This is a genomic window from Flavobacterium kochi (genome assembly GCF_048286715.1).
GTDB lineage: Bacteria > Bacteroidota > Bacteroidia > Flavobacteriales > Flavobacteriaceae > Flavobacterium.
The window spans coordinates 17,051-31,865 of the sequence record NZ_JBLVPW010000028.1; the positions used below are offsets into that span (position 1 = coordinate 17,051).

Sequence of the window (14,815 nt, forward strand, 5' to 3'; positions counted from 1 at the left end):
AAAGTAATTAGTCAAAAACAATTTGGATTATTTAAAAAAATCAAGACTTTGTTTTGAACTTCTTAGCATGAGATAACTTAGTAAACCAAAGGCATTAAGTATAAAAAACTGTAATTATAAAACAAATACAATTTAAATGGCGGAAATAAAAAGAGAAGCAGGTGATAAAACTAAAGGATTTACATTACAAAAACAAAGAGCTCTAGGGCTTTTTTTTGATGAAGTAAAATCGAATTCAAATGCTAATATTAATGTAGCCATTGAATATAAAGGCGACGTATTCCTGCAAAATGAAGATTCTCGATATATTGAAGAAGAAAAAAATTATGATAAAAATACATCATTTTCTTTCAACTCTCAGCAAATATTAAATACTCTTGTCTATTTTCTCGAAATCTGGATAACGGAGAAAAAAAGTTCAAATTTAAAATTTGGTTTTTATTCAACCAATAAAATAACCGTTGAGAAAATTACAAAAAAAATGACATTTTTGGGTGTTACTTTATTTACAGAAGGGACATTAAAACTTATTATTGAAAAAAAATTATCAGAAGAAAATTTACTTGATTCTATTAGAAAGTACTTAGTACAGGAATATATTGAACAGTATTCTACTGACATAGAATCAGAGTTAGATGATAATTCTTTAACTACTTTTTTAAATTCTATTGAGTGGTATTTTGAGCAAGATAACGAGAAAGACTACAAGAAAGAAATAGTTGAAAAAATTAGGGCTTCAGATTTTGCGAGATTTACTACTCCATATCAGCCAGAATTTGTTTATGCAGCACTAATGTTAGCATTAGAAGAAAAGCAGGATGAGGTGGACACTATTTTAAAACTCCTTCGAAAAGATAGTGTGGAAAACTTTTTTCTAAAAATTTGCGCTGGAAATGAACTTAATTTAAAGGCTTATAAATATGTAACTAGCGACCTGACAGAAATTAAAATTAAAACTAAAATATGGTTAAAAACATTTCTTGAAAATAAATATTTTTCTAATGTTAAAGATAAATCATTTCCAGAATTGATAAAACGGAAGATTGCAAAACATAATAGAGAAATCAAAATTGAAAGGAAGAATATTGAACAGACAGATCCTGAAAAAGCAAAAAATTTGGATGTTGTAGTTGAAGACTTTGGGGATTTAATTAATGATTCACACCCAACATTTTTATTCGGAGAAATAGGAAGCGGAAAAAGTACACTGTTGGCTCACTATTTCCTTACTGAATCCAGCGAGGATATTCTCCCAATTTTTATACCCTCGACGTACTTAAAGGGGAAAGTACCAGCAGCTGTTATAGAGCTGAAATCAATTATTAATGATTTTGTAAATGAAGAATTAAATATTACTGAGAAAGGATTTTATTTAGAAACTATCCTTCATGCTAATCAAGAAGTAACATTAATATTTGATGGTTTAGATGAATTTGATTTAGACGAATCAAAAAAGCTGATAGGGCATTTGCTAAATATGTCCAAAGGCATTTCAAATATCAGAATAATAGCGTCTGGGAGGCCAATTGAATTATCATCAATTGTACATTTTGATCAATGGAATTGTCTTACGACACTAGATTTGACAGATAAAGAAATAAAAAATTTGCTAAAAAATGAGGCGGTGGGTGCAGGGTTAAGTACTAGTGAAGCAGAGAAAGATGCATTACAGCGATTGAAAATTTTAAATTCGAAACAAGAATTAAAAGCTAATGCGATTACACCGCTAACCGTTTGTTTGATTAGGGATTTTCTTGATGAAAATCTTAGTATTAAAACATTAGGTGATATAATGTATGAGGTATTGAAAAGCAGACTTAATTGGCATAAAGATGATCAAAAAGAAAATTTAGCAACATTTTTAAGTGAATATCCCCATACCCTGCAGAGAGAAAAATTTATTGCTCCTATTGCTTACAAAATATATACATCGTTGGACGGTACAATTAGCGAAGATGCATTTTTTCAGATAATAGATTCTAATGAGCTTATACCTGCTAATATTGCTAGTAGAAACTTATTAGTTAGCGAAACGATAAACTTTTTTAAAAGTAATTTTTTACAAAATATAGGCGATAAGTATACTTTTCAGTCTCATCAGCTTCATCAATTTGCGGTTGGTTTGCATCTTTATAAAACTGTATCTGAAGGTAAAGATTTTAGGTATAAGAATAGCAGGATTGATTCATGGAGAGAAATTTCTCATGCGGCTGCAATTGCAAGAACAAAAGGAGAAAGCAATCTTCTGAAACAATTTTTATTTGAAGTAATTGATGAATTGTTGTTCACCAGTGGCAATACTCCAGCAACGGCTGTTTTATTAGCAGAAGCACAAATTAGGGAGTTAAATTCTAAATTTCTTGATAAAATTAAATTGATAGGATTTAGGCCCTTGAAGTTTTGGGGAAAATCAGATTCCTTAGTTCCGCACGCTTATTCCTATATAATAAAAGATTTAAAACAAGTTGGATTCAATTGGTTTTTTAATGATTACCTTAACCCAAAGTATCCTGCTTTAATGGGTAGTGATGGAATTGCAGCTCTTATTCTTAAGTTTTATTTATTAAGATCACAGTTTAATTTAAATGAGAACGAAAAAAGCAAATTGAGCTCAATAATTCCTTTTCATTTAACTGCTCGAACTTTCTCTTGTAATGAGTTACTACCAATAGTTTCACTAGTTCTTCCCGAAAAATTTGAAGTAAGAGTACGTTGTATTCTTTTAGCAGATGCGTTACGAAATAATTTACTAAGAGAAAGAGCAGAAGCATTATTGAGGCAAGAAATAATTACCGGAGAATTATTGAGTGTTAAAAATGCTTTAGAAATTGCATGCAGGAATAAAGATTATGAACCTGTGGAGGCACTCAAATTGTGGCTAGAATTTTTTAGCGACGATATCCCTAAAGTAATTCTTGATAATTGTATAAATCACATCGGAAATGGAGAAAGTGAGCTTCTTCCTATACTTCAAGAGAGGCTGGGAGAATCGAATCTGGAAGCGTATTGTAGATTCAATATTGTCAAAGAAAGCGCTATTTCTGATTCTTGCGCAATAATTTTATATCAGTATTATTTAGAACGTGATCCAATTTTGATTGGCGAGACCATTTTAAAGAAATCCTCATGGTTTGATTATAAAAATAGTGTAAGGGAAGAAATTGTTGCTTCGCTCATTTACAATAATCAGAATAGGGAAGGATATATAATAACCTATATCTATAATCTGGATCTAAAATCTGGAATTTCTGAACTGTACTTAAAGTATTTTTTAATGGAGGTTATGAATTCTGAGAAAATTTACCTTAATGAATTTTTATATGTTGTAAAACATTTGGCGAAGTATAGTTTGTCAAGATATCCAGAAATTCGGCAAATGTTTACCAAAGTGCTTTCCAAACCACAATATTACAATGGTTTAAAGGATTCACTTAACAATCTTGATGGTAATTTAAGATTTCGCTCGGCTTCAGTTTTGTTGGTGTGTAATCCTGGTAATGAGAAAAAGGCTTTAGAAATAATCATCAGGTCAGCTTCAAAAAGAATATTTGACAATCAAGAGTTCTTAAGACTCTGTATGAAGCTCAATTTTGGGAATTCAACACTTGATTTTATTAATAATTTAGTAGAAGACTTACCAGAATTAGCAAAAACTTTTGCTTTGAAACTTCTCTATCATAATAATCAATACAAACTGAATAGTATTTTATTGGGGGAGCTTATCAGCGGATTGAATGGCAATTCTAATTTTTTGGATTGGAGCGGCAACTTACTAGATGATGGTGTTGAAAGGGTTATGGGTAAAGAAGAATTTTACAATTTCGTTCGGGAAGATTTGATGAATTCAGATCAGTTAGAAATCAAGATAGCGGCCGCCCACAACCTAATTAGGTTTTATTACGATAAGCTTGACATTAAAGAGAAGGCCTATTGCTGGCTTTTGCATATTCAATCTTATAATGCAGAATTGATTGAGTTTCATTACAAATTTCAAGAATTGTTTAAAGATGCCGATTTTATTAGCGAGTTAAAGGAAAGATCGAAAGCAATTCAAGAAAAAGATAATGTAAAGGAAATTCTACTACTTAGGTATTATGAAGTTGTTAAGGAAGAGGGCAGTTGGCAGAATTTCTTTTTAGCTCTAATAGGAAGTGAAAAAAGGTCCAATCATGATACTTTTGAACAATTATTTGGTTTTATAATTGAATTAGGAAATTCAGATCCCGACATTAAGCAAAAAATGGGTAGATCAATAAAAAATATAATGACTTACCCTTCATTATCAGAAGATCATCTCCATAATTTGTTAATTCCTTTCCTTTCAATCTTAGCTCATGAGTTCGAAGCAATGAACGATGAAAAGATAATTAAAATTTTGACAGATTATAGAATTTCTCAAGATGCATTGTTATGTGCATTGCTTTTCAGATTAGGGAAAATACCGGAAGGATTAAATTTAGAAGAAGGATATATTGAACATATCTCAGCCTTTGCATCAAACAACGTTGTACCATTTAATTATTTTAGTATAGACGATCTAAATATTCTGTTGCACGATGGTGATGAAATTCCTAATAATTTGATAACTGCAATAGAATCAGTAATAATAAAAGGTGATTTAACTCCTGATATACTTAGAAACTTATCTATAAAAGGAAACCTGGGATGCTATTTTTCGACAGTGATAAATTTTTCAAGAAAGCATAAATTAGAATTAGCAAATTTTGAAATTGCAAAAGATATTGGCAGTTTAAGGTTTGATAATAGATCGACAGAGCAATTTTATAAATCTATTCTACTAAAAATTAAGGATATATTTTTGTCTGACAGTCAATGCGAAAAGTTGTATGTCGAGTTATTAATAATGCAAATTAGTGACGAAAAAAAATCTAAAGATAAAATAGATTTATTCTCTGAATTATTTTATTATGAGCCTAATTTTGATTTCAAATTACTTCCAATCTTATTTGATACTTTGATTGAAGTTCCTTATCGCAATAACTTTAATCTAGTTTATCGAGTTAATGAGTTTGTTTTAGGTCTTGATGATGAAAAACAAAAGGAGCTTATAAAACCATTAAAAACCATTTTAAAATCAGTGAATAATTTTCATAGAGATAGACATGAAAATGATCTGGAACTTTTGTCCTGGTCTTTGTCGCTTATTTTACTCTATCTTCAAAAGGTGGTTGATGAAGAAATTGAAAGGGGTTTCTTGATAGGATTGAAAAACATTTTTATTCAAAATGGACGACAGTACGCTACTGGAGATGAGACATATCTAAAATTTACAGGGAGAGATCTCTTTATACATAGTAATTCAATAATTAAAGAAATTGAACCTCACCTTTTTAAACAACTTATAAAAAATGGTATTGAAAGCAATATTCCAGAAATCAGCTCTGTATGCAGTATGTTTACTGTATTCACTACTTAGGATTAAAGGTTAAGGACAGGATTTAAAGTTCAAAGCACAGGATCTTGACCAAGCTTGTAATGGGAATAGGTGCACCTGGGTTGCTGGTATAATTTATAAGAAATTATTTCTTCTTTTTATATTATGCATTCTCTATATTGTGCTATTTTGTAGATTTGTAAATGACCGCCGAAAACATTTAGAAGTTTAGGTACTGAATTAAAAAATAATCTCTATTTATTGTCAATGGATAACCTGATTAACTGGGAGAACCTTAAATCATATGAGGACGACAAAAAGAAAAGCTTTGAAGAATTATGCTATCAGCTGGTTTTTGAGTTGTATTCTGCACAAGGCAGACTGACTTCTATAGATGATAGTGGAGGAGGAGATGGAGTTGAGTTCTATCTTGAACTGCCTGATGGTGATATCTGGGGCTGGCAGTGTAAATTTTTTGGGCGCTTTAGTGAAAGTGGCAGACAGGAACAAATAAAAAAATCTTTACAAAAGGCTGCAGATATTCATGGAACCAAGCTTAAGAAGTGGTTTTTATGCAGTAAACTATCTATGACACCATTGGAAAAAAAATGGTTTGATGAGATTGGTGCTCTGACATTTAAAGGAAAACCGGTTTTGAATTCTGTATGCAGTCCAGAATTAATTCATTGGGGAGAGAGCGAAATATTAAATTTTTTGCGGAAGTACCCAGATATTCACCGGTATTTCTTTTCAGATAAGATACTTGATTTGAATTGGTTTAAAGAAAAATTTACCCTTGTAAGAGAGTCAAGGGTTATCAAATCAAAATATTTGGAAAAACTGCATACAAAGGGGCAGGCCGACGAAGATATCGCACAAGTAATTGGAGGCAAAGCCCTTGCATCTCTTATCCTTGAACGGTCAAGAATTCTTAATATAGATAAATTTAAAAATGATTATCATGATAAGTTAAGAAAAATAAAGGAATTTGATGTAGATCAAGGATTTGAAAAAACTGTAAAAAAAATCAGCGATTTTGTTCTCAGTGATAATCATTTAACGTTGATAGACAGAGGTAATTTTCTTTTGAAATCGGTGCGGAAAACTTTGGAAGAAAAAGATCTACATGAGCTTCAGCCTTTACTACGCGCTGTAAATGATTTTGTTGAAGAATATCAAAATTTTTACAGTGAGTACTCCAGTTTTAAAGAAGATATTACGGTTGCTGATATCAACTGGAAAACTGAGGAAAAGGAACCTGATGAAAGGAAAAGACGAAAAATTCGTGAATGCCGCGACTGTATGTTTGGGCCTTATTTTACGATGCGAAATTTTGAATCTTACCTGCACATATTTCAGCTTCTTAAGTCTGTAAATCAAACAGAAGTGTACATTACAGGAAATGCTTCAAAAGGCAAGACTCATCTGGCAGTTAACACGGTTCTTCTGCAAATAGAGAATGACAAGCCGGCGATTTTTCTTTTTGGAAGCCACTTTAGATCTAATCTGCCTATAAAGGAGCAAATGAAACAATTACTGGACATTCCAACTGACTGGACAGTAAAAAATTTTTTGGGAGCACTTGAAGTTTGTGCGCGTGTACATCAGACAAAACTTGTGATTGCTATTGACGGGCTCAACGAATCAACGTACTGGAAGGAAATATGGGCTGTTGGTATAGACGAGCTGGCTAATGAAATAAGACTTCATTTCCCTAACGTGCTCTTACTGGCCACATACCGCAGTTCCTATGAAAAGGTATTGTTCCCTAAAGGTTATTTGTCTTATCCTGAGGGCAAATGGCAAATGAAAGTACAGGTCGACGGCTTTACACGTTATAACATAAATAAAGCAATTAAGAGGTACTTTAAGCATTATAATATTACAGTGGTGAATTCGGTAAGGTTAAACCATTTTAGTGAACCTTTGTACCTGAAAATCTTTTGTGAAGCCAAAAAGGGTGAGACAGTATCATTTCACAACGAGGATATGTTTGACATTTTTGAGATATATCTCCAGAAGTGCAATGAAAACATTGTCGAGAGACTTGGGCGAGAGCTTCGTTACCACAAATCCTTTACAAATGATATTCTAAATAAAATTTCTACGGCATTATGGGAAAGTGATAAAAGGGATGTAGCACTCCAGGATATTGTGCCTACTGTGCTTGACCCCAACACACTTCATGCATTTGAAGGTGAGGATCTGTTGATTTTCAGGGACTGGGATGGAAGAGAAGTTGTAGCATTTACATATGATTTGCTTAACGGCTACCTGATTGCCAAAAGTATTTTACAGGGAGTAAAAGATAGCGGCGAAGTTCAGCTGCTAATAATTAACAAAAAATTTGAATCATCTCTTTTTGGCAAAAACCGCAGACATCCCTTATATGATGATATCCTGCGGTCATTTTGCATACTGGCAGTTAAGTCTTATGGTCTGGAATCTCTTGTGAGTGAATCTTTTACTTTATCGCGATATACGGTGGAATCTTTATTTGATTTGAATGCAGATATTGTGCTTCGGAGTGAAGCACTGGCAAAAAAAATGGTTAGCGAAGCTTTTAAAGATATTTCCAGAACGTGGTCGACAATTATTCTTTTTGATACCACTGAGCTGGTTATGGAACATCCGCTTAATTTCCTGTTCCTTTCAGAGCTTCTTCATTCAATGAATGTAGGTTTTAGAGATATTTACTGGACAGAAAACTGCAGAGGAGATTACTCTTTCGAAGAAAAGACAGGTTTTTACAGATATATTGATCATTTTGAGAAAGTTAACAAAGAAAATCAAGTTGTGTCAGACCGTGTTCATATTGTAGCGAGAAAAGTGATGTGGATGCTGACGGTCACAAACAGAGATATGCGTGACCAGGCCACACGTGCGCTGTATTATTATGGCAGGAGATTCCCTGAGGAGTTTACCGAGCTTCTTTCGTATTCGCTAACCATCAATGATCCCTATGTGTGGGAACGAACCCTTGGCGCAGCATATGGAATAATACTGGCAGAGCATAACCGTAGTGATTCGCAATTTCGGGACCTTCATTTAAGATCTATCGCCCAGATGCTTTACAGGTTAATTTTTGCAGCGGATGCTCCGCATGGAACCACGCATTTTCTTGCTCGCAGTTATGCTGCACAGAGTATAGAAGTGGCTTTGAAGTACTATCCGGATCTGCTTTCAGAAATGGAACAGATTAATATACGAGCACCATACACTACAGACGGTAACAGGGAATGGGGTGAATTTGATTATGAGAATGAAAAAGGTAATTTCAGTGATCCGATTTACATGGATTTCAGTAACTACACAATCGGCAGGATAGTAAGCGAAGGAAGAAGTTATAATGACCCAGAGAATAAAAAAAAGGTACGCCGTCAGATATACTGGCGTATTTTTCAGTTAGGCTGGGACTCCTTGATATTTAAAGAAATGGACAGCAGGATCCAAAGAGAGAGCCATTCTAGCCGGACGCAGAAAGCTAAAATAGAACGCTATGGCAAGAAGTATTCGTGGATTGCTTTTTATGAACAGGCGGGTTTAAGAGATGATGCAGGCCTGCTTAAAAATGAATATGAAGATTTCAGGATAATCAGTCCTGATATTGATTTGAGTTTTCCTGAAGATGTGAATGATAACAAAACAAAATTTGTACAAACAGATTATCTCGGTGACAGGAGTCTGAGTTTAATGGAATGGTACAAAAACGGGGGTGGGGCAGATGTTTCAAAATACCTTGAGGTTTCTGACTTAAACGGTCAGGGGAAGCGATGGATCTGTATGGACGGATTCATAAATCAGGAAGATAAAGAAATCCACAGAGAACGGTTTATATTTATCAGAGCACTTATTGTTAAGACTAAAAATCTTGACGATATACTGGCGCGGTTAGAAAAGCGGGATTTCAGAGGAAGATGGCTTCCTGAAAAAATGGATAATCATGATTGTTTTGCCGGTGAGATGTATCTTTTTGAAAAGGCGGTTTATGATAATAATATTAAATTATCTTTTGTTGAAAAAACTATAAAATATAACGTACAGAAAGATCATCCAGATTATTATCCAAAATTTAATCCTGATACGTTGAAAATGGAATATCCTGATGAAATGGAAGTTACCAAACGGATAAAGAAGAAATTTAATGTTCTTCTGCCTGTTATGGAATTTGCATTCTCAAGTGAAAGCGTTCTCCATGATTTTGGATATAAAACTGTTATTTCAAAAGAATTAGTTGACGAGATGGGATTAATTAATGAACCGCAGACTTTTGATCTAAAAGATTCTAAAGGTTCCATTGCTTCACAGGAAGTTAATTATAATTTTGATTATGATAATAAACACAATTTAGTTTATCTAAGAAAAGATTTGCTTGATGAGTTCCTTACTTCTAAAAATTGCACTTTAGTCTGGGGAATCTGGGGCGAACGCCAATTAAGTTTTGAGAATATTGACACTAAGCAGGACCTGCATGGCGAAAGTGGATTAAAAAATTTCCCTGTTTTCCAGTCAGTTGAAATTTACAAACCATAGTGCATTGCTGCAATAAAACAGATAATCCATATTTTTCAAAAGATGAAATTATGTATCAAGACTTGATTTAAAATTCCATCTAATTTATAATTTTCAGTTGATGATTAAATAAATGCCCTATTCAAAGATTCCAAATGTGTTTTTTTGGGAATATTTGAATAGCCATATCACTTAATATTTGCTTGCGATTAAGAAGCGCGTTGTTGATTTCATAGTATTCAATAAAGATAAAAAACAGTTTACAATCGCTATCTAAAATGGCTAAAACTTCTGAAAAGCAATCAAAGTGATTTTCTAGTATAATTTATACTATTACTTTAAAAAACCTTCAATATCCTTTTTAGCAACATAAGTAAATTTTCCTTGTGAAAATTTACTTATGTTATTACGTTTTATAAGATTGTATAAAGCCCCACTTGAAATTTTAAATTTATTCTGTATTTCAGTTATCGTGTAACAGTCTTTAATTTCAGCGTGTTTTTTTTGTTCTATTGGTCGTAATACTACTTCAAATCCAATTTGTGGCTTTTCAAATAAAGCATTAATATCACACCGTCTAATTAGGGTTTTTCTTTCTGAAAAGTTATATGCGTTTATTTTTTTTGTATTGATCAAACGATAGACAGTTTTAACTGAAAAGCCTAAAAGCAATCCAAGTTGTTTAACATTTAAAAATTCTTTGTCTTTAAGATCAATGAGCGGCTGGTTTTTTATTTTGATTGTTTGAAGGTTTGAGCTTTCAATTTTCTGATTTTTTAACCTTCGCTTATAATCTTTACTTGAACATTTTAATGAGCAATACTTTGTAGTGGTTTTATGTGCAACAAATTCAAAACCACAAAATCCACATATTCTATATACTGAAATATTTGAGCTCATTTCCAATTTTTATTAGTTGGAATTATAGGACTGAAAGTAGTTAACTAAGAATGGAATGAAGTTAAAATACTTAAATAATAAGTTTTAATTGGTAGAGAAATTATTACAAGTATATTTTTTTAATTATCTGGCTAACTATTTAGTTACTTCAGTAAATATAGGGATTTCAATTCTAAAGAGTTATGTTTCTAAGCTTAATTAAACAGTTTAAAAAATTTGCTAATTTCTGTAAAAGAAAGTAACAAATCAGTATTTACAGGACCTCACAGATAATAGATGAAAGAGTGGTACATTTTTATACAAAATAAAACAAAAAAAAGCAAGTAAAAATGTTAATTTGACTATAATTTTGGTTGTTTTTAATAATATTAAGTGGATTTAAGAGCATTTAAGCGTCGTTATTTGCCCCTAAAAGACACATAAAAGAGATTTTTTCTTTTATGGTACAATTACGGTATAAAAAGTGTATTTTGAGGTAAAATATGTAGGATTTTTAGCTTTAAATTTAACAAAAATTTAAGTTAATATGTTAAAATTGTGTTAATTATTTACCGATACAGAAATTAGCAAATATATTCCCCAACAATTCATCATTCGTTACTTGCCCGGTAATCATCCCAAATTGATACAAGGCTTCCCTAATATCTAATGCCATCAAGTCGCTTGAGAGGTTAGTTTCAAGGCCATATTTCACTTGTTGTATTTCGTTTAATGCTTTTAATAGGGAGTCATAATGCCTTGTGTTGGTAATGATTGTCTCGTTATTTCTTAATGTTCCAGTATTAACAAACGAAAGCAATTTGTTTTTTAAATCCTCAACACCCAGTTTTTCTTTGGCACTTAAAAGTAATATAGTATCTATTTCACTTTTGATCTTCGACTTTTGATTTTCATCTAATTTATCAGCTTTGTTACCAATTATTATCAACGGTTTCAACGGAAATTGATTTTTGATTTTCTCTAATTCAATTTGAATTTGTTTAAAGCTGCCATCCGTCATTTGTGAACTGCTATCTATTAAATAAACTACAACTTGCGCTTGTTCGATTTTTTCGAAAGTCTTACGAATACCAATGCTTTCCACCACATCTTTAGTTTCCCGAATTCCGGCAGTATCGATAAATCGAAACCCGATTCCGCCAATAACCAATTCATCTTCAATAGTATCACGGGTAGTTCCTGCAATCTCTGAAACGATGGCGCGTTCTTCATTCAGTAAAGCATTTAAAAGCGTTGATTTTCCTACATTAGGTTCACCTACAATTGCCACTGGAATTCCATTTTTTATGACATTTCCTACGGCAAACGAATCGATTAATCGTTTTAGTACAAACTCGATTCTGTTTAATAATTCATGAAATTGGGTTCTGTCTGCAAATTCCACATCTTCTTCGGCAAAGTCAAGTTCAAGTTCGATCAATGAAGCAAAATTCAATAATTCTTCACGAAGTTTAGCTATCTCGTTAGAGAATCCACCACGCATTTGCTGCATTGCAATTTGATGAGATGCTTCATTATCACTTGAAATCAAATCGGCAACGGCTTCTGCTTGAGATAAATCCAGTTTGCCATTTAGGAATGCTCGTAGTGTAAATTCACCTGCATTTGCCATACGACAGCCTTTTCGAAGCAGCAGCTGGATAATTTGCTGCTGGATATAAGTAGAGCCGTGACAGGAAATTTCTATCGTATTTTCGCCAGTATAGGAATTTGGACCTTTGAAAATTGACACTAAAACTTCATCTAAAGTTTTGGAATCATCCACAATGTGGCCCAAATGTAACGTATGGGTTTTTTGTTTTAATAAATTTTTGTTTTTAATGGATCGAAAAACAGAATTACCAATTACTATGGCATCTTCGCCAGAAATTCGAATTACGGCTATCGCTCCGGCTCCGGAAGGAGTTGCCAGTGCCACTATAGAATCGTGAGGTATCATATTTTTATATCAATTTTATGCAAAAGTAAGTAAAACTTGTAGAGCAACAAGATTCCCTTATAAAACCATTAACTTTATTCTGACTTAAAATAAGACTATCAGATAAATTTCTTAATTAATTTGTTTTTTTGTCGTAATTTTATGTAAATAATTGGCTAACAATTAATTAATATGTGTCATGAAGAAAATTCTATTTCCAACCGATTTTTCGGATGTTTCTAAAAATGCATTCATTTACGCATTAAAATTAGCGGATTCCATAAATGCTGAAATTATTACATTGCATGTGTATCAGTTGCCACAAGCCAATTATGTTAATATCTCGAAGTATTTACATGAAGTTTATGATGTTACTGAGTTGAGTAATTTTGAAAATTACAAAGATGAAGTTCCTATTTTAAGAAGCATTGCCGAAAAAAATAATTTGGATCATATTAAAATAAGTCATGTTTTGATTTTGGGGAATTTAATTCATGAAATAAAAAAAATGACCAAGGAAGATGCTATTGATTTTGTGGTAATGGGAACTAAAGGCGCCACGGGATTAAAAGAGACTTTTTTGGGTACGGTTGCGACCAAAGTGATGAATGATGTCAAAACTGCTGTTTTGGCAATTCCTGAACACTGTCAATACCAACCCATTAAAAAAATACTTTTTGTCACACAATTCAGAACCGCCGATATTGCGTCGTTGGAAAGGGTAATGGTACTAGCCAAAGTTTTTGAGGCACATATTGATTGTTTGCGTGTACAAACATCCCATCATGAAAACAAAAATGATGCTGTGGAAGACTGGAATCAAATAGTTAAAAACCAAGACATTTTGTTGCATACCATAACTGGGAATGATGTGGAAGGAATCATTTTGAATTTTATTGAAGTGCACAAAATTAGTATGATCGGGATGCATGTCTATCATAAAAATTTCTTTGAAAAACTATTTCAAATCAGTCTTTCCAAAAAATTAGCTTTTCATGTGAATGTACCTATTCTTGCTATCCATGAATAAAATTAATTGGGTCTGTATTGGAATACTAGGTTTTTTATATGGGTTTATACTAGCAGTCTGATTATAAGCAATGTCTCGCTTATTTGGGCATAAATACCTGATAATTATCTTGTTAAATGTTAATTATTATCATTAACTTTGATTAACGAATCTTTTAATACTTATCGATAATGAAAAGAATTCTATTCCCAACAGATTTTTCTGAAGTAGCCACCAATGCCTTTGTGCATGCTTTGGAATTTGCAAAAATAGTTCAGGGTGAACTCATTTTATTGCACACGTTTGAATTGCCTGTATTTGATAATCAGTTTTTTCCTGAAAATTATGCAGTGATCTATGATTCGTTGGAATTATCTCAATTTGATATGTTTAAAGAGGAGATTCCAAAGCTTCGTGCTATAGCTGAAGAACGGAATCTCGATAAAATTAAGATGACTCACAGGCTTATGGATGGTGATTTACTTTTTAATATTAAAAGAGCAATTAAGGAAGATAAAATAGATTTTGTTGTGATGGGTACTTCTGGTGTTACCGGATGGGAAGCATTTTTTGTGGGAAGCAATGCCGGTTCCGCTATAATTGGTATTGATGTTCCTATGTTGTGTGTCCCATTGGAGGCAAAATTTAAAAAAATTGAAACTATTGGATTTACGACCCGTTTTAGACCTAAAGATAAGAAAGCACTAAAAACAGTATTAGATATTGCAAAAAAAACGAACGCTAAAGTGAAATGTCTGTACGTAAAAACCAGTAGTTCTGATGTGTCAAAAGATACAATAGAAAAATGGGAAACGGAGTTTATGAAGGAACCTATAGAGTTTTTTGTTATTACCAGCGATGAAATAAAAGAAACTATTTTAGACTTCGTTTTGTACAAAGATATCGATGTGTTAACGATGCTTACCTATAAAAGAGGCTTTTTTGAAGGTTTGTTTAAACCAAGTTTTACAAAAAAAATAGCGCCTAATTTTGATATTCCTATTTTGGCCATTCATATCGATTAAAGACATTCAAATTTGAAACATTTTGAAAATAAGTTGATTTGTAGGAATTTGATTCA

Annotated in this window: 6 protein-coding genes; 4 read left to right on the top strand and 2 right to left on the bottom strand. The window is 32.5% G+C overall.

Features of this window, described 5'->3' with window-relative positions; translation table 11 throughout:
* The first annotated feature begins 136 nt into the window (after positions 1–136).
* Both ACNQGH_RS18745 and ACNQGH_RS18750 read left to right on the top strand, forming a co-directional pair.
* A complete protein-coding gene (locus tag ACNQGH_RS18745) occupies positions 137–5,437 on the top strand; it encodes an NACHT domain-containing protein (RefSeq protein ID WP_417957550.1) in 5,301 nt (1,766 codons plus the stop codon).
* Between the two features lie 225 nt (positions 5,438–5,662).
* Positions 5,663–9,928, top strand: a complete 4,266-nt coding sequence (locus ACNQGH_RS18750; RefSeq protein WP_417957551.1) for a hypothetical protein — start codon at positions 5,663–5,665, stop codon at positions 9,926–9,928.
* Between the two features lie 312 nt (positions 9,929–10,240).
* Here ACNQGH_RS18750 and ACNQGH_RS18755 read toward each other — a convergent pair whose 3' ends face one another.
* Complete coding sequence (locus ACNQGH_RS18755; RefSeq protein WP_417957552.1) at positions 10,241–10,807, bottom strand: helix-turn-helix domain-containing protein; 567 nt, start codon at positions 10,805–10,807, stop codon at positions 10,241–10,243.
* 544 nt (positions 10,808–11,351) lie between these two features.
* Entirely contained in the window at positions 11,352–12,746 is a 1,395-nt protein-coding gene (gene mnmE / locus ACNQGH_RS18760; protein ID WP_417957553.1) for a tRNA uridine-5-carboxymethylaminomethyl(34) synthesis GTPase MnmE, read from the bottom strand.
* Positions 12,747–12,924: 178 nt separating this feature from the next.
* Between mnmE and ACNQGH_RS18765 the strand changes: the two genes are divergently transcribed.
* Both ACNQGH_RS18765 and ACNQGH_RS18770 read left to right on the top strand, forming a co-directional pair.
* Positions 12,925–13,755 (top strand): universal stress protein, encoded by an 831-nt coding sequence (locus ACNQGH_RS18765; protein ID WP_417957554.1) that lies wholly within the window; start codon positions 12,925–12,927, stop codon positions 13,753–13,755.
* A 170-nt stretch (positions 13,756–13,925) separates the two neighbouring features.
* Positions 13,926–14,759, top strand: a complete 834-nt coding sequence (locus tag ACNQGH_RS18770) for a universal stress protein (RefSeq protein WP_417957555.1) — start codon at positions 13,926–13,928, stop codon at positions 14,757–14,759.
* The last annotated feature ends 56 nt before the right edge of the window (positions 14,760–14,815 follow it).

What these genes read in the sequence shown, in the direction of transcription:
- ACNQGH_RS18745 (WP_417957550.1), top strand. Translation starts at nt 137, where the DNA reads ATGGCGGAAATAAAAAGAGAAGCAGGTGATAAAACTAAAGGATTTACA.
- ACNQGH_RS18750 (WP_417957551.1), top strand. Translation starts at nt 5,663, where the DNA reads ATGGATAACCTGATTAACTGGGAGAACCTTAAATCATATGAGGACGAC.
- ACNQGH_RS18755 (WP_417957552.1), bottom strand. Translation starts at nt 10,807, where the DNA reads ATGAGCTCAAATATTTCAGTATATAGAATATGTGGATTTTGTGGTTTT.
- mnmE (WP_417957553.1), bottom strand. Translation starts at nt 12,746, where the DNA reads ATGATACCTCACGATTCTATAGTGGCACTGGCAACTCCTTCCGGAGCC.
- ACNQGH_RS18765 (WP_417957554.1), top strand. Translation starts at nt 12,925, where the DNA reads ATGAAGAAAATTCTATTTCCAACCGATTTTTCGGATGTTTCTAAAAAT.
- ACNQGH_RS18770 (WP_417957555.1), top strand. Translation starts at nt 13,926, where the DNA reads ATGAAAAGAATTCTATTCCCAACAGATTTTTCTGAAGTAGCCACCAAT.